This is a genomic window from Flavobacterium sp. (genome assembly GCF_027483985.1).
In the GTDB taxonomy this organism is placed as follows: Bacteria; Bacteroidota; Bacteroidia; order Flavobacteriales; family Flavobacteriaceae; genus Flavobacterium.
This window is the reverse complement of the sequence record NZ_JAIXTJ010000039.1, coordinates 25,347-45,431: the sequence shown is the minus strand read 5'-3', so window position 1 is coordinate 45,431 and position 20,085 is coordinate 25,347. Positions and strand designations below refer to the sequence as shown.

Annotated in this window: 13 protein-coding genes; 6 read left to right on the top strand and 7 right to left on the bottom strand. The window is 32.8% G+C overall.

What is annotated here, in order from left to right:
• Positions 1-37: 37 nt before the first annotated feature.
• The 3 genes from Q0050_RS09905 to htpG form a co-directional block, all read right to left on the bottom strand.
• Complete coding sequence (locus Q0050_RS09905) at positions 38-574, bottom strand: hypothetical protein (protein WP_298394955.1); 537 nt, start codon at positions 572-574, stop codon at positions 38-40.
• Positions 575-685: 111 nt separating this feature from the next.
• Positions 686-1,093 (bottom strand): DUF2721 domain-containing protein, encoded by a 408-nt coding sequence (locus Q0050_RS09900; RefSeq protein WP_298394952.1) that lies wholly within the window; start codon positions 1,091-1,093, stop codon positions 686-688.
• Between the two features lie 109 nt (positions 1,094-1,202).
• A complete protein-coding gene (gene htpG, locus Q0050_RS09895) occupies positions 1,203-3,089 on the bottom strand; it encodes a molecular chaperone HtpG (RefSeq protein ID WP_298394949.1) in 1,887 nt (628 codons plus the stop codon).
• Positions 3,090-3,284: 195 nt separating this feature from the next.
• On the opposite strand from htpG, the gene Q0050_RS09890 reads away from it, so the two are divergent.
• The 4 genes from Q0050_RS09890 to Q0050_RS09875 all read left to right on the top strand — a co-directional run bounded on the left by Q0050_RS09890 (position 3,285) and on the right by Q0050_RS09875 (position 6,659).
• Positions 3,285-3,758 carry a lipocalin family protein gene (locus Q0050_RS09890; RefSeq protein WP_298394946.1) on the top strand — a complete coding sequence of 158 codons (474 nt, stop codon included), beginning with the start codon at positions 3,285-3,287 and terminating at the stop codon, positions 3,756-3,758.
• Between the two features lie 21 nt (positions 3,759-3,779).
• Complete coding sequence (locus tag Q0050_RS09885) at positions 3,780-4,475, top strand: OmpA family protein (protein ID WP_298394943.1); 696 nt, start codon at positions 3,780-3,782, stop codon at positions 4,473-4,475.
• Positions 4,476-4,627: 152 nt separating this feature from the next.
• Positions 4,628-5,299 carry a TetR family transcriptional regulator C-terminal domain-containing protein gene (locus tag Q0050_RS09880; protein WP_298394940.1) on the top strand — a complete coding sequence of 224 codons (672 nt, stop codon included), beginning with the start codon at positions 4,628-4,630 and terminating at the stop codon, positions 5,297-5,299.
• A gap of 46 nt (positions 5,300-5,345) precedes the next feature.
• Positions 5,346-6,659, top strand: coding sequence for an AarF/ABC1/UbiB kinase family protein (locus Q0050_RS09875; protein WP_298394938.1), 1,314 nt, complete (start codon positions 5,346-5,348; stop codon positions 6,657-6,659).
• A gap of 67 nt (positions 6,660-6,726) precedes the next feature.
• Here the strand turns inward: Q0050_RS09875 and Q0050_RS09870 are convergent, their stop codons facing one another.
• From Q0050_RS09870 to Q0050_RS09860, 3 genes are all read right to left on the bottom strand, one after another.
• Positions 6,727-8,334, bottom strand: a complete 1,608-nt coding sequence (locus Q0050_RS09870) for a hypothetical protein (protein ID WP_298394935.1) — start codon at positions 8,332-8,334, stop codon at positions 6,727-6,729.
• 133 nt (positions 8,335-8,467) lie between these two features.
• Complete coding sequence (locus tag Q0050_RS09865) at positions 8,468-10,561, bottom strand: hypothetical protein (RefSeq protein ID WP_298394932.1); 2,094 nt, start codon at positions 10,559-10,561, stop codon at positions 8,468-8,470.
• A 90-nt stretch (positions 10,562-10,651) separates the two neighbouring features.
• A complete protein-coding gene (locus Q0050_RS09860) occupies positions 10,652-14,773 on the bottom strand; it encodes a MopE-related protein (protein ID WP_298394929.1) in 4,122 nt (1,373 codons plus the stop codon).
• A gap of 500 nt (positions 14,774-15,273) precedes the next feature.
• On the opposite strand from Q0050_RS09860, the gene Q0050_RS09855 reads away from it, so the two are divergent.
• Positions 15,274-16,194, top strand: coding sequence for an ABC transporter ATP-binding protein (locus tag Q0050_RS09855; RefSeq protein WP_298394926.1), 921 nt, complete (start codon positions 15,274-15,276; stop codon positions 16,192-16,194).
• Between the two features lie 51 nt (positions 16,195-16,245).
• Here the strand turns inward: Q0050_RS09855 and Q0050_RS09850 are convergent, their stop codons facing one another.
• Positions 16,246-18,654: a prolyl oligopeptidase family serine peptidase gene (locus tag Q0050_RS09850; protein WP_298394924.1), complete on the bottom strand. Its 2,409-nt coding sequence runs from the start codon at positions 18,652-18,654 to the stop codon at positions 16,246-16,248.
• A 152-nt stretch (positions 18,655-18,806) separates the two neighbouring features.
• On the opposite strand from Q0050_RS09850, the gene Q0050_RS09845 reads away from it, so the two are divergent.
• The gene (locus Q0050_RS09845) at positions 18,807-20,066 is read left to right on the top strand and encodes a T9SS type A sorting domain-containing protein (protein WP_298394922.1); all 1,260 of its coding nucleotides are present in this window, start codon (positions 18,807-18,809) and stop codon (positions 20,064-20,066) included.
• Positions 20,067-20,085: the final 19 nt, after the last annotated feature.

Genomic DNA, 20,085 nt, shown 5'->3' with positions numbered 1-20,085 from the left:
AAATTTTTTCAAACTCATTAATTGAAATTGATATTAATTACACACAATCAGTAAATGTTAGAATTCCGCCATTACCGCGCATTGGCTCGAATATTTTTTCAATGCTTTTGGGAAGAACTTCTTTAACATCTAGAAAAAAGTGCACTGGTCTATCAAAGTTTGGTAAGTCAGCTTGACAATTTTTTAAAATATTTAGTTGCGCATTGTTTATATCAAAATTCCTATCGTGAAAACAGATAAAACTCACTTCGTCTTCTTTCGTTAAATTAGAAAAATCTTTATCTCCAAAAGGTAATAAATCTTTAAGTAAATCAATTGGTTTTGCATCAACTACGCGCAGTTTACTGGTAGTAGCTGCATCAGGATATGTTATTAAAGAGTCGTTTGGTTCACCATTAATAATAAGTACTCCTAAAATTCCGTAGTGGTCTTTTGTTGATATGTTATAGTAATTTACATACTGATATTGACCTCCTTTTTTTAGTTCAGGCAGATGAGTTTTGACTGTAAATGTTTTTGCATTTGTAAATTGGTCAATTTCTAATTTACCACAAGATTCGTAGACTCTTCTCATATTTTTAATGTTTAAAGGTTTAAAGGTTCAAAATTCAGCTATTAAATTATAAAAAAAATCCCTACAAATAGGGATTTTTCACTTTAATATAATAATTTAACGTTTTGATAATTAATCTTTTGAAGGTTCTTGATCGGTTAAGTCGCTTAAATGCACTCGTAAGGCTTTAACCGAAATGCTAATCTCCCAAAATGAAATGCCTAGTGAAATTAGTAAGGATAACAAACTTGCTCCAAAAATGTAAATCCCAATTAATTTTAATTCAATAAATAAAAGTAACATTCCGAAGACAGAAAGAAATAAACTTAGTACACCAAAAAGCTGCATGTATCTTATTAAAGTTAATCTCAAGTTGAGGTTTTTTATTTCAATTAAAATGCTTTTGTTGTGGTTGTCATCATAATTTTTCTTTAATCCGCGAACAATCTGTGCGATAGTTAAAAATCGATTGGTATACGCCAAAAGAATTAAGGACGTTGCAGAGAACAATAAAGCCGGAGTTTCTATAGATAAATTCATTGAATTGAAAAGTTTGATATAAAGGTACAAAATTCGATAGTAATTAATGAAACAAAAAAACCTGCAAGATGTAACTTACAGGTTTTATTCATTTTAATTTTCTAAAGTCTTATTTAATAAGTTCAAAACTTCTTTTTACAAAAGCAGTTAGTTCTTCTCCTTTTAATAAACCTTGAGAAATTTTCGCTAAATCTAACGCTTGTTTTACCAAATGTTCTTGAACGTTTTTGTCTTCGGTGTTTAAAATGGTTGTAGCCAATTCTGAGTTAGAATTTACCACCAAATTATACATATCAGGCATATTTCCCATTCCGAACATTCCGCCACCGCCAGACTGACTCATTTCTTTCATTCTACGCATAAACTCTGGTTGCGTAATCATAAAAGGTGCAGCATTGCTATCTAAAGCTTCTAATTGCACATTATAAGTTGGTTTTGGAACTAAAGTTTCTAAAACCGTTTTTAATTTTTCAGATTCATCCTCTGATAATTTTGAAATTTGAGTGTCTTCTTTTGCGATTAATTTTTCAATAGAATCACCGTCAACTCGAACAAAAGTTAAGTTTTCATTATCTGATTCTAGTTTCTGAATCAAATGTGACACAATTGGTGAATCTAAAAGTAAAACTTCATATCCTTTTTCTTTTGCACTGTCGATATAACTGTGCTGAGCATCTTTGTTTGAAGCATATAAAACAACAAGTTTGCCATTTTTATCAGTTTGATTTGGTGCAAGCGCATCTTTCAATTCAGATAAAGTGTAATATTTATCCTCAACTGTTGGATATAATACGAAATCACCTGCTTTTTCATAGAATTTTGGTTCAGATAGCATACCATATTCTAAAACAATCTTGATATCGTTCCATTTCTTTTCAAAATCTTCACGGTTTTCGTTGAACAAACCTTTTAGTTTATCGGCAACTTTTCTAGTGATGTAATTCGAAATTTTCTTAACATTACTATCTGCTTGCAAACCAGAACGCGATACATTCAACGGAATATCTGGTGAATCAATTACACCTTTTAGCATTCCTAAAAATTCAGGTACAATTCCTTCCACATTATCCGTTACAAAAACTTGGTTTTGATACATTTGGATTTTGTCTTTCTGCAATTGCAAATCAGAAGACATTTTTGGGAAGTATAAAATTCCGGTCAAATTAAAAGGATAATCCACATTTAAATGAATATTAAAAAGTGGTTCTTCAAATTGCATTGGATACAATTCTCTATAAAAAGATTTGTAATCTTCGTCTTTTAACTCGGTTGGTTGTTTTGTCCAAGCTGGAGTCGGATTATTGATGATGTTATCAACTTCGATAGTTTCAGCTACGAAATCTTCAGCAGCATCTTCTGGTTTTGGTAAAGTTTCAGTGCGTGTTCCAAATTTAATTGGAATTGGCATGAACTTATTATATTTTGTAAGTAATTCTCTTATTTTGAAATCTTCTAAAAATTCTAAAGAATCTTCTGCAATGTGAAGAATAATTTCGGTACCGCGTGAAGTTTTGTCAGAAGGTTCTAAAGTGAATTCTGGACTTCCATCGCACGTCCAATGCGCAGCAGGTTCGTCTTTGAATGATTTGGTAATGATTTCAACTTTTTCAGCAACCATAAAGGCAGAGTAAAATCCTAATCCAAAATGACCAATAATACCTGAATCTTTTGCTGAGTCTTTATATTTTTCTAGAAATTCTTCGGCTCCAGAAAACGCTACTTGATTGATGTATTTTTCAACTTCATCAGCAGTCATCCCTAAACCTTGATCAATAATGTGAATTTTTTTTCCTTCTTTATCAATCTTTACTTCAATAATAGGTTGACCATATTCTACTTTGGCTTCACCAATACTTGTTAAGTGTTTTAATTTTAAAGTCGCATCTGTAGCATTGGAAACCAGCTCACGAAGAAAAATTTCGTGGTCATTATAAAGAAATTTCTTGATTAAAGGGAAAATGTTTTCTACTGAAACATTAATTTTTCCTGTTGACATATTTTGAACTTTTAAGCCTGTTGGAAGACAGGTGAATTAAACAATTAAATTACATCGATGTATTCAAATTCAATACCAAAAACTAAAATATGACAAAATGACGTAGAAGAAATTCTATAATATTATTTGAAAAACGTGTAATTCTTTTCATTCTAAAAGTCAGTATATTTGTAAAATAAATTAATATTAAAAAAAATGAAAAAAAGTATTTTATTATTACTGTTGGTTACTTTTGTAATTAGCTGTAAACCAAAGCAAGAGGTTGTTAATACCAAACTTGATAGAAGTTCTCAAGTATTATCTAAAGGAACTTGGACTGTAAGTGCGGTTACTTATCCTGGATCAGATTATATTAAAGTATCTTCATTTGACATTGCCGATTCTAAATGTTTTGTTGGAAGTTCTTGGAAATTTGTTTCTAACAACAACAAAGGTGAAATGTCTTTAAACAATGCTAGTTGTACTTCATTCAGCTCACCAATCACTTGGTATATTAATAAAGATGGTAATTTTATTTTAAAAATTATTAATGAAAATAAAGCCAAAAAAGTCACTGACGGTTATGTTTTGACTGTGGCTAACCAAACAGAAACTTCTTTTCAATTGATTGATAAAGCTAATGTTGGAGGAAAATTAATTGATGTAGTATATCAATTTCAAAGAAATTAATTAATTAAAAATATATAGAAAATGAAAAAGGTAACAATTTATTTATTGATAGCGGTTTTAGGTTTAGGTTCTTTTTTTACAAGTTGTGAATCTGTAAAAAATACTAACAAAACGCAACGTGGAGCTGCGATTGGAGCTGTCGCAGGTGGCGTTCTAGGAGCTGTTTTAGGAAACAACATTGGAAAAGGTGGAAATGGCGCAATTGGAGCTGTTTTAGGTGGAGTAATTGGTGGTGTTGCTGGTGGCGTAATTGGCAATAAAATGGACAAGCAAGCGCGCGAAATTCAAAAGGCTTTGCCTGGAGCCCAAGTAGAACGCGTTGGAGAAGGAATCAGATTGGTTTTAGGTGAAAACTCAGTACGATTTGATACCAATAAATCTACGTTAACAGCTGCTGCTAAAGCAAATTTAGATAGGCTTGTTCCCGTTTTTCAAAGTTATGCAGATACTGATATCGTGATTTACGGTTATACCGATATCACAGGTAAACCAGAATACAATTTGACATTATCTGAACAAAGAGCTATTGCAGTAGAAAAATATTTAGAATCTAAAGGATTGAATATGTCGCGTTTTAAAATGGTTGGAATGGGAATAGCTGATCCAATTGCGACTAATGATTCTCCTGAAGGTCGTTCTCAAAACCGTAGAGTTGAATTTGCAATTACTGCAAATGATAAAATGGTTGAAGATGCTAAAAAGCAAGCAGGAAACTAAATTCAAGCTACTTATAGAATAGGAAAACGATCAATTTTTATTGGTCGTTTTTTTTATTTCATATATTTTGAAAAACTTTTAACAAAATTTTTGTTTAAATAATTTTAATAATACTTAAACAATAAGTAACTTTACAATCAAATTTAATTCAAATGGAAACAGCAAAGAAAACAACTAGTAAAAAGAAATTAATTACTGATGATGCGATTGTATCAATGTATATGGATTATGTTTTAGACAAACATATGGAACCAAAGAATGTGTTTTCTTTTTGCAAAGAACACAAAATAGAAGAATCAGATTTCTATAAATTTTTTGGTTCAATTGATTCTTTAAAGCAAGAAATTTGGGTTAAGTTTTTTGAGAATGCTCAAAATTCAATAACAAATGATGAAGCTTTTGATTCCTATTCAGAAAAAAATAAGTTACTAACATTGTACTTTACTTTGTTTGAAATCTTAACCTTAAATAGAAGTTATGTACTGTTTTCATTGAAAGAAAATAAAGAAGGTTTGAAGAATTTAAAAACTTTAAAACATTTTAGAAACCAATTTAAAGATTTTATCGTAAATATTATTGACAACAACGAAAATATGGTTAGTGATAAAATTTCGAAAATCACAAAGCCTGTGTTTTCAGAAGGTGCTTGGATACAGTTCTTATTTTTATTGAAATTTTGGATGGACGATACGTCGGCTGGTTTTGAAAAAACTGATGTATTAATTGAAAAATCAGTCAATACAGTAGTTGATTTATTAGATACCAAGCCGCTTGAAAGTTTATTTGACTTAGGCAAATTCCTTTGGAAAGAAAAAATGAATTAGTAATTGATTTCTGAAATTTCAGAAGACAAAATTCAGATTAAAAAAAATGAAAACATTAGATAAAATTCCAACAGGAAAAATAGAGCGTGCCAGTCAGTTAGTCAAAACCGGGTTTAAAGTAGGAGGAAACTATGTTGCTTATTATGGTGAAAAAATAGTAAATCCTTCATTGAACCGCGATAAATTAAACGAAAGTAATGCAGAGGATATTTATGACGGCCTAAAAAACTTGAAAGGAAGTGCTTTGAAAGTAGCTCAAATGTTGAGTATGGACAAAAGTATTATGCCACAACAATATGTAGATAAATTTTCGTTGTCGCAGTTTTCGGTTCCGCCATTGTCTGCGCCGTTGGTTAGAAAAACTTTTAAAAAATATCTTGGTCAATATCCAGAGAACTTATATGATTCTTTTACGCCAGATGCTATGAATGCTGCGAGTATCGGTCAGGTACACAAAGCGACCAAAGATGGGAAAAATCTTGCTGTGAAAATCCAATATCCAGGTGTAGCAGATAGTATAAGTTCGGATTTGGCTTTAGTTAAGCCGTTTGCAGTTAGAATGTTTAATATAAAAGGTAAAGATTCTGATAAGTATTTTAAAGAAGTTGAAGATAAATTATTAGAAGAAACGGATTATAATTTAGAATTAAAGCAAAGTTTAGAAGTTTCAGATTGGTGCAAGAATATTGATAATTTGAGGTTTCCAAAATATTATCCAGAATTGTCATCAGAGAAAATCTTGACTATGGAATGGATTGATGGTGAGCATTTGTCAGAATTTGCAGCGCATAATCAGGATAGAGAAAAAGGTGATAAAATAGGACAAGCATTATGGGATTTTTATATGTATCAAATGCATCATTTAAAACAAGTACATGCTGATCCGCATCCGGGTAATTTTTTGATTGATAAATCAGATCGTTTAGTTGCAATTGATTTTGGTTGTATAAAACACGTTCCTTTAGAATTTTATACTCCTTATTTTGAATTAGCAAAGCCAGAGGTTATTGATAATCCTGAGTTGTTTAACGAAAAATTATACGAGTTAGAAATTTTAAGATCAGATGATACCAAAGAAGAAATAAAATATTTTACGAAATTATTTCACGATTTATTGAGTTTGTTTACGAAGCCATTTCACGGAGATTATTTCGATTTTTCAGATGATGATTTCTTTGGTCAAATTGCTACAATGGGAGAGGACTTTGCTAAAGATACGCAGCTAAGAAAAATGAATGGTAATAGAGGATCAAAACATTTTTTATACATCAATAGAACATTCTTCGGGTTGTATAATTTATTACACGATTTAAAAGCTAGAGTTGATACTAAAAATTTCGAAAAATATATAAATAATTAAAGACAGTTTGTTTATTGGTTAGGTTGATAAGAGCGATCGCTATTTTTTTAGCATCGCTCTTGTCTTTTTATCTTGTTTTAGGTTTTTCAGCTGGCATTCCTGTGCTATATTTTCCATTACCTAATTTAATTTTTCCAGCATTAGGTCCAGCAGGAATGACATCACCTATAGCGACATAATCTTCTGGATTATACTTATAAACTATATGGTCTGTTGGCCAACTAAAAACTTTTCTTCCATCTGCAGGTTGGTTTTTAGCTTTTGCTGCCATAGGTTCTTTATCAGCTTTTAAATAACTTGGACCGGGAGCTTGAGGAAAACGTCCTTCTCCAAAATTTGTTTTTGGCTTTGCTACTAGTTGGTATTGTAACTTTCCTGAATGATTTCCACCATTCAATTCTAATATTTCAACTGAGTTTTTAGTCTGCGACATAATCGTAATTCCATTGAAATAAGGCATTCCCACAGGTGTACAAATTACCCTTAATGGGTTTTCTTCATCTACTACAATGATGTCGGCTAAAATTTCATCCACAATTATTGTTGCTTTACCATTGATCATCTCTACTGTTCCGTAATCTTGATACCAATATTCAGGTGATTCAGGACACGTTAAAGTAACTCTACCGTGATTTTCTGTAGGAATTATTTCAGATACCGAACCTGTTCCAATAATTTTTCTTTGGGTTACTCCACTATTTATTGTTCCGCCAACATAAGCATAAGCTTGTGAAACTCCAGGATAGGACAATCCTTCAAAATAGCCACCAATTCTTATCGCGCCATTACTGAAAGATAAACCTTGAACACCCATACCATCTTGATTTTGACTATCTGCAATACCTTGTGCACCAACAGAAAATCCTGGATTGCCTGCTGTTGTGCCTCTAGAATTAAATCCTCTTAGTGCTATTTGAGTACCTCCTAAAGTAGCGTTTGTTACATTTAATTGATTATAGTTTGCTGGTGGATTCATTGTTGCTGAGTTGTTTTGAACGTAATTATAACTTCCAATCCAAACATCAGAAAAACTAATATTAGCTGCAACAGTTGCACTTCCTGTAGATTGAGAAAACATACTAGTGTAACCAGCAGATGGATTATTTGCATAAACACCTGCTCCAAGTAATGTTTGTGCTGGTGTGCCGAAACTGAAATTAACTTCACGTCCTAAAATTCCGCCAACATTGTTGGAATGTCCGTAAACAGCATCGCTTGTTGCTCCACTATTAACATCAAGTTTTGTATTTGTAGTGATTGTTGAGGTACCAATTCCAACATTACCAGTATGAAACATATCATCAGTAATTGCATTTGGTGCGATAGTTGAACCAACCTCATACCAATCGTGATCGCCGTTAGCTGCAGAACTTAATCCAATCCAATCAGAAGTTGGGTTGTTCCAATAATAAAATCCAGGTTGTCTTGTAGTAGCTAAAAATGTAGTTGATGTTGTCAAAAAAACTAACATTCCTTGTTGAGCAGCAGTTGGATTTGTAGCAGGAAACACATTAACCTTTGGGATTAATATTCCGTCATTATTAGCTGGTGTGGCTTGATTACTTGAACGAATGTCAAGTTGTGCATTGGGCAAAGCAGTACCAATACCAACTTGAGCATTTGAAAAAAAGAAGCTAAAAAGTAGTGCGCTGAGAAGTAATGTTATCTTTTTCATAATCACTTTTTGTTTTATAAAAATTAGTACTTTTATTGTATTAAATTTATACAAGAAAATTTGTAACTAAAATAGATTAACGACAAAGTGCTATAAAAAACGATAAAGTGTTATAAATTAGTGGTATTAAGTCTTATTTTAGTTGTTTAACTTCAAAAAATGTCTTGCCTAAAAAAGAATCTATTTCGACAAAAGGCTGATAATTTTCGGCAAATATTTCTACATAATCGCCAGCATTTAAACTAACGATGCAGTTAATTGTTCTTGCAATTGGTCCTAAGTTTGAATGATTAGCAGATGTTTGTTGATATAAGCTTCCATTAACATATACTCCAATAGAATAAAATTGGGTGTTACTTTGATTATTAGTATGATAACCTGCGTTTATCTCATAAATACCTGTTCTAGTTGCAGTAAAACGATTTCCTATTAATTCAGAATTGGTGTCAATTATTTCATTTGAAAAATTAATAATTTGCCATCCAGCAGTTGTTAAAACTTGATTACTTCCAAGATTGGTTCTAGTAATTGAAATAGTTGCATTTGCTGATGTCCAAGTCAATATTCCATTCGCATCACTTACTAGATATTGATTTGCAGTTCCGCGAGCTATCGGAAAGACATAGCCAGTTCCTGCTGGATCACCAATTTGAAATGTGCTATTAGTGCGTAAAATTCTGGTACCACTAAAATCACCATATAGTAGCGAAGTTGTTGGTGTGGTATTAGAATTTGTGATATAAAATTTATTAGAACCAGTTTCAGAAAAACCAGCTTGATAGCCTATTGCAACATTTCCCGAACCGCTAACATTGTTAACTAAAGTACTAAAACCTAGAGCGGTATTGTTAGTTGAAGTATTTATGGATAAAGAATTATTTCCTAAAGCTACATTATTTGCAGACGGACCAGTTGCAATTAGAGCATTATGACCAACTACAGTATTGTTAGCACCTGTAGTTCCTTGACCAGCTTGAAATCCGACAAAAGTTCCAGCTCCAGTAGTATTACTTGCAAATTGTCCTGCGCGAAAACCTACAATAGTATTTCCGCTTCCAATTGCTGCGAATCCAGCTTCCGTTCCGATTGCGGTGTTATTGTCGCCTGTAGAATTATTGTTTAAAACGCTAAAACCAACACCGGTATTTCCAACGCCACCACCAATTTGTCCTTGCAAAGCATTGTATCCAACAGCAGTTGCGTTTGAAGCTGTATTTTGGAATAATGCATTAGCACCAATTGCAACAACATTAGATACAATTCCGTTGCCTGCAAACATTGACTGAAATCCGATAGCAGTATTAAATCTTGAAGCGACGTTATTTATTCCAGATAACGAACTGTGCCCAAAAGCTGTATTTTCACTACCAAGGTTATTAAAAAGTGCAATATGTCCTACTGCAGTATTTTTACTTCCGGTTGCATTAGATCTTGATGCTTGAAAACCAACGGCTGTATTTTCTGAACCAAAAGTATTATTGAGCATTGTTTGAAACCCAATAGCCGAGTTGTTACTTGCAGTATTATTGTTGTATAATGCTTGAAATCCAACAGCAGTTCCATTAATTCCCGATGTGTTTGATCTTAATGCTTCAAACCCTATTGCGGTTGATGCACTTCCTGTATTTAAAGATAGCGCGGCATTTCCTACAGCTGTATTTTGAATTCCTGTACTATTTGTGGCCAGTGTTCCATTACCAAAAGCAACATTATTTAATCCAGTGTTTAGTGTTAAGGCATTGGTTCCAAAGGCTGTGCTATTCGTCGCTGCGCCTATATTTAAAGCTCCAACTCCAAATGAAGTACTTGAAATTCCAATTTTGCCTGCACTTAAATTATTTCTTCTAAAGGCTACGTCAACATTAGTAGCGGCAGCAGTTCCGATGAAATTTATTCCATCGACAATTGCCGTGTTACCGGTAGTAGTCCAATTATTAGTAGTTCCAGCAGCTAATCTTACCCAAATTAGACCATTCCAATAATAATATCCAGGTGTTACATCAGCAATCGTTGCATTGTTGTAAACTAATTCTGATATTGTTGGTAAAATTAATGGTAGTGCACTGGTTGTTGTTGTTAAAGCAACACGTGGTATTAATAAGCCATCTGTCGCTGAACTAATGTCTAATGCAGCATCTGGTGAAACCGTTCCTATTCCTACTTGAGCTTCTGAAACAAGAGTAATTAAGAATAAGATTATGATTTTTATTATATTATTTTTTTTCATTACAACTTCTTATTAAATGGATGAAAAATGAAAATATCAAAAATACCTCTCACAGTAGGAGAGGTATTTTTTACTATTTAGTTAATTTTATTATCTTCTAATAACGCGAAGTGTTTTGGTATTCGACTCCTGAGATATCACAATATTATAAACTCCTGACGGATATTGATTTCCTATTTCAAATTCTTGAATGTCAGCAGCGTTTATCATTTTGTCTTCTACCAATTTACCAATCATATCATAAACTCGGATTTGAATATTTGCTTCACTATTGGTTTTAATATCCAATTTAAAGTTTGAAATAAACGGATTTGGATAAGCAAATGCCTCAAAGGTGTTACTTACTTCCAATTCAATTTGTGATGAGATAAACCTTGCTTGTAATGGCGTTTTGATATTACATACTTTACTGTAAGGTCCAAAATTAGATTCATTTGCAAGTTTTACTGCAACTTGCACAGAATAAAGTGTGCCATTTGGAACTAATCCCGGGAAATTATTTAATGTAAAACGATTTGTTGTATTATCATAAAACGTATCATAATCAACACCATTATAAACTCTAAATCTATACATTGTTGCGCCTGAAACGCCGTCAGCAAGAATCAACTCGGAGTTGCTTACTACTTGATAGTTGTTGCATTGAACTGTACGAATTTGTGTGGTCGGATAAGCAGGTGTGTTAATGTCACAAGGCGCATTGTAAGGTAAGAATGTACCGTCAGTATTTCTTAAAGAAACTTCTACTCTATAAGTGCTAGCAAACAAAATTCCTGCCAATTGTGCCATATTAAATTTATTAGACGCTTGCGTAGTTTCTTGCGAAATTCCTGTCGGAATACCATTTACAACTCGGGTTACTCTAAACCTATAAGCTGTAATATTTGGTATTGGAGTAGCTGAGATAAACTGATTCATTGAGGTCAAAGTACTTCCGCATTGTGCGCCAACAGTTGATATCGGATTTGGAGTATTTAAATAACAAGGTGCTCCAAAAAACGGTTGCCATACATTATTATATTTAACAGCAATTTCAAACATGTATTTTGAATTATACGTTGTGCCCGGAACGTTTGCTAATGAAATGTTATTTACTGCTCTGTCAATAATTATTGGCTGAGCAATTGGTGCATTAGTGTTCATATCTACTTTAGTAATTTTGAATCGGTAACCTTGAGCAAAATTTGTCCAACTTGCAGTAACAGTAGAATACCATCCTGCTAATGTTGTACCACAAGTTCCTGCTGGCAATGATCCAACAATTGGGGTACAAGAATTATCAATAATTCCATCGCAATCATTATCTAAACCATCATAACAAACATCTAAAGCGCCAGGATAAACGGTAGCATTAGTATCATTACAATCTAAATTATTCATAACTGAACCTAAAGGTTGTCCGATTACTGGAGAATTAGGATTTCCGAAACCATCTCCATCAGCGTCAGTATAGTATGTGTCATCACTAAAGTAAATATTATCTACATAAATTTGTAACGGTACTGGTTGATTTTGTTCAAATTTTAAACCATATACATTGGATAAGTTGGCACCTGCAAATTCGGTTAGATCTATATTAATTGAATTCCAACCAGGAACGAGATTGGTGATATCTCTTCTTTGATCACCATCGGTTAAAATCCAAAAGAATAAATTTGAAAAAGGAGCATTAACATATACGTCAAGGTGAAGATTAGTCATAGTAGAAACATTCAAACGTCTTTCAGAAACTGTGTCAATTAATCCGATATAACCTAAATTATCTACTCTTAAAGCAGTATTTGTGCCATTAGGAATTTCTGTTAAAGTTGCTCCTGCAGTCCAAAAGGCTCTTCCTAAATTATAGTTTGGAGTTGTTGCATATACCGATGGGCTTCCAGTGTAAAGTGAAATAACTTTAGATGCAGTTCGCGCTGGCGGAATAGGTGAAGCGCCTGGAGCAGGAAAATTTACTGTAAATGTTGCCGTTCTGCTAGTTGGTCCATAAGTTCCGTCAGTTACTTGAGAAGCAGTAATTGTGCAAGTTCCACCAGTTCCAATTTGAATTTGATTTCCGTTTACAATAGTAGCAACTGAATTATTATTACTAGAATAAGTAAAAGGGCTTGTGTTATTAGATGTTGGAGGTATTATTGTAAAATTTGGATCACCAACATTTTTACTAGGTAAAGAAAACGTTCCTACTGTTGCAGGAAATAGTGTTGCTGGTCTATAGAAATAAACGTTATCTACATAAACTGTTTTGCCCGGACCATTTAACCCTTCAAACTTAAGTTGATTAATTCCAGTCATTATTAAGCCATTATTTACATAAGTTGATAAAGGAATATCTACACTGTACCAGCCATTTAAAGTTGGAAAAAACTGTGCATTTCTGTCTCCATTATTAAGTAACCAAATGTTAAATCCGGTACAATCAGGAGTGTATATATCCATATGAAGCATCGTCATCTGAGATACATCAGTGGCCGCAAAATTTATAAATTCAACTAAAAAGTTATTCATTTTTTTAGTTTCGTTTCCTTGAAGTAGTTCATCTGTTAAACCTGAAGCTCCTACCCAAGTTGCAGAAGGTAAATTTGAATAGGCATTACTGTAAAGTGAAATTACATCCCAAGCATTTCTTACTGGCGGTGTTGGTGCAGCTGTAGCCAATGGCGGAGCAGCTACAACTAAGGAAGCTGTAATCGAACCTGAGTCAAAACTACCGCTTGCTGCTTGCAATGCCGTAATGGTTGAAGTACCTATGCCAACAATTTGAATTTCATTACCATTGGTTATTGTAGCAACGTTTGTATTGCTACTTGTGTATGAAAAACTTCCTGGACTATCAGATGAAGGATTATTTATTACAATATTAGCATCACCCAAAACAGCTGATGGTAAGCTGAAATTACTTAAAGTAGGTTCTGTACCAGCCACATAAAAGTAAATGTTATCTAAATAAATTTGTCTTGCAGCTCCTTGATTATGTTCAAATTTGAAGCCATAAATGTTAGATAAATCTGCGCCAGGATAATTAGATAAATTAATGTCTAACGAATTCCATCCAGCTACAAGTGGTCCAGTATTATATATTTGATCACCGTTAGATAATAGAAAAATAAACATGTTGGCAATTGGAGTATTCATATAGACATCTACATGAAGTTTTGTCATACCAGCAACACTGAATCTTACCGGTTCTGTACTTGTTACATAGCCAAGAAAACCAAAATTATCAACTTGTAAACAGGTATTTGTTCCGTTAGGAATTGTAGTCATAGTGGCGCCAGACCAAGATGCTCTTATCATATTAAACCCAACAGGATCGGCGTAAATAGCAGGATTTCCTGTGAACATTGAAATCACATTTCCGGGATTTCGCGGTGGTGGTAGAGGTGAAGGTACAGGCGTTGGATAACTTGCTGTGAAAGTTGTAAACGCACTTCCAGCACCATATGGTCCATCGGCAGCTTGATTGGCCGTAATTGTTGAAGTTCCACCACCTACAATGTGTAATTGATTGCCATTAACAATGGTTGCAACATTTGTGTTACTACTTGTGTAAGAAAAGGCTCCAGCGCTATTTGATGTTGGTGGAGTTAAGGTAAAATCTGATGCGCCAACAGGTTGTGAGGGAACACTGAATACTCCTAATGTTGGTGGTTGAATCGTTGCAGGTCTATAAAAATAAACATTTGTTATAAAAAGTGTGGTATTATTTGGATTGAAAGTAACTGGAACTATCCATCTTAAGTTTGTTAAATCAACGCCGCCAGGTCCATTTGAGTAGGTGCTTAAATCTAAATCATAAGAGTTCCACGAACCTTGAGTTTTTGTGAATGGTACTTCTAGCTCTCTGTTACTTCCGTTAACGGCTTCCAATTTGATCTTAAAGGATACAAAATCTGGTGACCAAACGTCAATGTGTAAATGAGTCATCGCAGATACATTTAGAGTCATTGCTCCACTTGTAGAAATTCCTGAATAACTATGGGCAACATATTTTTTGACACTACTTAAGTCAAGAGGAAGCGTAACATCGCCGACAATTGTACTTCCGCCAAAACTGTCAAAAACAACTCCGGGTTGGTTGCTGTAAGCACTTCCATACTGAGAGAGTACATCCCAATTGTTTCTGGTAGGAGGATTTGATGGTCCTGAAACAGGTGTTTGTGATACTCCTATTGAAAAATTCAAAAAGAGCATAAAGATTAATAATTTTTTCATAATTGTTTGATTTTGTTTAGAATCAAACTTACAAGTTTAATGTTCTGATGAGTTGAACTCGCTGTGTATAAAAACTATACGAAGTTTATTTATTAATAAAATCATTGCTGAAGGGTTATGTTTGTTAAGTTTTTCTTACAAAAAATTTAAGGTTTTGTACATCAAAATACAGTATAGTTTGTTGTAATGTTGTATAAATGTATAGGTAAATAAAGTTGATATTTTTAAATTATATCGATGTAGTTGTTTGTTATTTAAAAAAATAACGTATTATTTATAGCTATCATAATAATTTATATTAAATTTTATTAATTATATAAAAATATTTTTATTTAAAAATTTTAATTATTTGTGAAATATCAATAGTAATACAGTTAAATATTTAAATTATTAATATTGGTTGTTAATGGTTTAAGTTGTATCGTTTAAAAATATTTAAATTAATTCAAAAAGAAGCCGTAGAAATAAGAACTCAACTAAATTTGTAAAAATTTAGGTTTATGCTATTGGTTCAAAACGTCTCATTTTCGTACTTAAAAGATAATACACTTTTTGATATAAATTTTTCCCTTGATAAAGGGAACATTCTTGCTGTTATAGGCGAAAGTGGTTGCGGAAAAAGTACGCTTTTGAAATTAGTTTATGGATTATATGATTTAGATGAAGGTCAAATTTTTTGGAAGGATACTGAAGTTTTGGGTCCGAAATATAATTTGATTCCGGGAATGGATTTTATGAAATATCTTGCTCAAGATTTTGATTTGATGCCTTACATCACTGTGGCTGAAAATATTGGAAAATATTTGTCAAATATCGATTCAGAAAAAAAATGGAATAGGGTAAGAGAACTTTTAGAACTGGTTGAAATGACCGATTTTTTTAATGTTAAAGCCAAAAATTTAAGCGGTGGACAAATGCAAAGAGTGGCTATAGCACGAGTTTTAGCATTAGAACCTGAAGTTTTACTACTCGACGAACCTTTTAGTCATATCGATAATTTTAGAAAAAATAATTTACGCAGAAAGTTGTTTGCCTACATAAAAGAAAAACAAATCACTTGTCTCGTCGCAACGCATGATAGTACTGATGTTTTGTCTTTTGCTGATCAAATAGTGGTGATGAAAGAGGGCAAAATTATTAACCATAATACCTCAAAGTCAGTTTATGAAAATCCTAAAAATAAATATACTGCTTCTCTTTTTGGTGAAGTGAATGAAGTAATTTTTGATAATAAATTGAGATATATTTATCCTCATCAATTCGAAGTCGTTGAAGAATCTAACTTAAAAGTTGAGGTTTTAAATTCCTATTTCAAGGGAAGTCATTATTTAATTGAAAGTCGATTTGAAAAGGATATTTTGTTTTTTGAAAATGAATCTGAAATTTTAAAAGGCTCACAGATTTTTCTAAAAATAAAATAGACCTTCAAATTTCTTCAAAGGTCTATTTAGTTTTCATTAGAAATTAATTTCTTAGTTTTTTAGGTACTTCTCTAAAAACTGATCTTGTTCCCAAAGTAAGTGTAAAATGTTTTCTTTAGCAGCATATCCGTGAGATTCTTTCGGTAATAATACCAATCTTGCTGGCGCTCCAAGTCCTTTTAAAGCTTGAAAATAACGTTCCGATTGTAATGTAAAAGTTCCTGGATTATTGTCAGCATCACCGTGCACTAAAAGCAATGGTGTTTTCATTTTTTCAGCATTCATAAACGGAGACATTTCATTATAAATTGCTGGAACATCCCAATAGTTTCTTTGTTCACTTTGAAATCCGAAAGGCGTTAAAGTTCTGTTGTATGCACCACTTCGTGCAATTCCGCAAGCAAATAAATTAGAATGCGACAACAAATTTGCAGTCATAAATGCTCCATATGAATGTCCACCAACGGCAACTTTTTTGGTATTGATATAACCCAATTTATCTACAGCATTGATGGCAGCTTCAGCATCATCAACGAGTTGTGTTATAAAAGTGTCATTAGGTTCGGTTGTACCTTCGCCAATTATTGGAAATGACGCATCGTCAAGAACAGCGTATCCTTTTGTAACCCAGTATACAAATGAACCATAATTTGGAAACGTAAATTCATTTGGATTTTTGTCGTTTTGGCCAGCAGAGTTTTTATCTTTAAATTCAGCTGGATAAGCCCAAATTAATAAAGGTAGTTTTTCTTTTTTAGTACGATCATAATTTGCCGGTAAATATAAAGTACCAGACAAGTCAACGCCATCTTTTCGTTTGTATCTAATTACTTCTTTATATACATTTTTAATGCTTTCGAATGGGTTTTTAAAAGTAGTAATCGGAGTTAATTTTCCTGATTTTATATTTCTAAAATAATAATTTGGATAATCGTTTTTAGACTGAATCATCACCAAAACATCACCTTTTTTGTAATCTTCAATAGACAGTAAATCTTCTTTTTTGTCTTTGATTTTTGAAGTATAAAGTCGTTTTGTTTTTAATGTCTTTAAATTGAATTCGTCGATGAAAGGAAATTGTCCTTCTTTGGTGTTTCCGTCTCCAATTAAGTATGCATTTCCGTTTTCTGTTGCAATTACGTATCTTCCAAATTCATTTTTTTTAGTTTCAAAATTCCCTGGATCAGAATAAATATCTTGTGAGTTTCTATCCGAAATTACTTTTGGAGTTTCGTTTGGATTTGAAGGATTTAGTAAATAAGTTTTAGTATTTCTAGTATCATACCAACTATCATATGCAATAGCGAAACTATCATTACCCCAAGAAATTCCTCCAAAACGATGTTGTGTCTTCATCATTGAACTTGCAGGTGAATTGAAAGGCGCATTCCATTGAAATACTTCATCTCTAAAATCAACTTTCTTTGATTGATCACCTTCATCTAAGGCTTCAACATACACTAAAGTTGCTGGTTTGTCAGCTCTCCAACTCATACTTCTTTTTCCTTTTCTAACTGATGAAAATCCTTTAGGCATAATTTCGGTTAGCGGAATTTCATTTACAACTTTGACTTCTTTTCCAGAAAGATCATAAACAATAGATTTTTGTGGAAAACGACTCATTGGCACAATATAAGAATAAGGCTTTTGAATTGTTGTTAGCATTAAATAATTGCCATCTGGCGAAAGACTTTCTCCTGCATAAATATCAGCTGATTTATATAAGGTTGCAGTTCCAGAAATTGATATTTTATATAATTCTGAAGTTACTAATGCATCAAAATTAGCTTCGTCATTTTTGTTTTTTAGCAAATCTTGATAAGTTCTATTTTGAGATTTTGACCCATCACTCACGGATACTGTTGGACCTTTTGGCAAATCTTTTTTCTCGTTAATTAGTGCTGGTCTATTTTTCGGCAATACTTTTGCTAATAACGTTTGATTGTCATTCATCCAATTATAAGGACTTCCTAAATTAGCATTTAAATTGTCAGCAGTTATTTTGTTTGCTTTTGCTGTAGCTACATCAATAATCCAAAGTTCTACACCTGAATTGGTGGTGTTGGTAAACGCAATTTTCTTTTCGTCTGGTGACCAAGAAATATTGGTTAATCTTGCATTTTGAGGAAGTCCAATCACTTGCGTTTCGTCTTTTGCAGCAATCTTTCTTATTTTCAAATTGTTTACATACGTAACTGTGCTAGAAATATTTGTTATCGGATTGATTCGTAAACCACCCAAACGCATCTCTTCTTGATTTAAATCATCTAATGTTTTGTAAGTATTTCTGTAGCTTAACAGCATGTATTCTTTTTTGGAATCCATACTTACAGTTGGAGCTCTTTCATAATCAGCTAACGCCAATATCTCAGCAGAAGGTTTTTGATAACTAAGATTTTCTTGTGCAATTGCAGTTGCAGATAATCCTAATAGGAATAACAAAATTAATCGTAATTTCATAAAATGTAGTTTAAGTGAAAATTAATTGGTCTAAAGTAAAACAAAGATGTTACATAATTACTTTGGTTAATGTTAAAAGTAGCGATAAAAAAAGCAGATGATTTTTAAGTTACTGTCTATTAATTTTATAATTTTATAAAAAATAAAGCTTGATGAAAAAAATATACTTTTTATTACTAATAACAACTTATGCATCGGCGCAATTAACTTGGTCACCTTTGCCCAATGCAGCAGTAAATACCAATGGGCAACGATTTGATGATGTGTTTTTTTTAAATGAAAATTTAGGATGGGCAGCTAACGGTTTTTACGCCGCGGTTTATAAAACCACAGATGGTGGTGCAACGTGGGTGCAACAACTTAATAATGCCATATTAGGAAGCAATAATTATTACAGAAATATTGAATTCATTGATGAAAATATTGGCTTTTTAGGAACTTTAAACGGCAGGTTTTATAAGACTCTTGATGGTGGTGCAACTTGGAATTTAGTACCTATTTCACCAAATCCTGCTGCCATTTGTGGTTTAGATTGTGTTGGTACAACAACAATTTACGGCTGTGGTGCTTATTTTTCGCCAGCTTATATGATAAAATCATCCGATGCAGGCGTCACTTGGCAATATACTGATATGAGTGCTTATGCCACTTCTTTAGTTGATGTTTTGTTTCTAGATATCAACACAGGATATGCAGCAGGAAACAATGCAAATGGAGCCGTAATTCTTAAAACAACCGATGGAGGTTCGACTTGGACAACTATTTATAACGGAACAATTCCAGGTGAATATGTGTGGAAATTACAAACCTTAGCAAGTAATCCAAATATTATTTTTGGTGCGGTTTCATCCGTTGCTCCAAATGATGGTAAACTAATTAAATCTACAGATGGTGGTGTAACATGGATTACGAAAATTGCACCCGATGTAGACATTCAAGCGGTTGGTTTTGTTGATGAAAATCACGGATGGATGGGCGGACATTCAACAGGTTTTTATGAAACTACTAATGGTGGTGATACTTGGATAAACACTAATGTGGGAAGTAATTTGAATCGTATTTTTGTTTTAAGTAATGATTTGGCTTACGCCTGCGGAACTACAATATATAAGATGACTAATAATTTAGCTATGAATCAATTTCAAGAGCAAGCACGCATACCATTGATTGTGAGAGTTGCACCTAATCCAATCAAAGATAAATTAATGATTGAAATAGATTTTAAAGGTGTTGACCATTTGATGTTGGGATTATACTCAAACACAGGTCAATTAATCAAGCAATTAACCTTAGATGAAATTAATGGTGCAACAACTAAAAAGTATACTTTCGATTTTCCTTATCCATCAGGAATCTATTTCATCAATTTACACACTAACACTGGAAGACAGTCGGTTAAAATTATTAAATAGTTTAATTTGAGAGTTTTAA

What these genes read in the sequence shown, in the direction of transcription:
- Q0050_RS09890 (WP_298394946.1), top strand. Translation starts at nt 3,285, where the DNA reads ATGAAAAAAAGTATTTTATTATTACTGTTGGTTACTTTTGTAATTAGC.
- Q0050_RS09900 (WP_298394952.1), bottom strand. Translation starts at nt 1,093, where the DNA reads ATGAATTTATCTATAGAAACTCCGGCTTTATTGTTCTCTGCAACGTCC.
- Q0050_RS09905 (WP_298394955.1), bottom strand. Translation starts at nt 574, where the DNA reads ATGAGAAGAGTCTACGAATCTTGTGGTAAATTAGAAATTGACCAATTT.
- Q0050_RS09850 (WP_298394924.1), bottom strand. Translation starts at nt 18,654, where the DNA reads ATGAAATTACGATTAATTTTGTTATTCCTATTAGGATTATCTGCAACT.
- Q0050_RS09845 (WP_298394922.1), top strand. Translation starts at nt 18,807, where the DNA reads ATGAAAAAAATATACTTTTTATTACTAATAACAACTTATGCATCGGCG.
- Q0050_RS09860 (WP_298394929.1), bottom strand. Translation starts at nt 14,773, where the DNA reads ATGAAAAAATTATTAATCTTTATGCTCTTTTTGAATTTTTCAATAGGA.
- Q0050_RS09865 (WP_298394932.1), bottom strand. Translation starts at nt 10,561, where the DNA reads ATGAAAAAAAATAATATAATAAAAATCATAATCTTATTCTTAATTACT.
- htpG (WP_298394949.1), bottom strand. Translation starts at nt 3,089, where the DNA reads ATGTCAACAGGAAAAATTAATGTTTCAGTAGAAAACATTTTCCCTTTA.
- Q0050_RS09885 (WP_298394943.1), top strand. Translation starts at nt 3,780, where the DNA reads ATGAAAAAGGTAACAATTTATTTATTGATAGCGGTTTTAGGTTTAGGT.
- Q0050_RS09880 (WP_298394940.1), top strand. Translation starts at nt 4,628, where the DNA reads ATGGAAACAGCAAAGAAAACAACTAGTAAAAAGAAATTAATTACTGAT.
- Q0050_RS09855 (WP_298394926.1), top strand. Translation starts at nt 15,274, where the DNA reads ATGCTATTGGTTCAAAACGTCTCATTTTCGTACTTAAAAGATAATACA.
- Q0050_RS09870 (WP_298394935.1), bottom strand. Translation starts at nt 8,334, where the DNA reads ATGAAAAAGATAACATTACTTCTCAGCGCACTACTTTTTAGCTTCTTT.
- Q0050_RS09875 (WP_298394938.1), top strand. Translation starts at nt 5,346, where the DNA reads ATGAAAACATTAGATAAAATTCCAACAGGAAAAATAGAGCGTGCCAGT.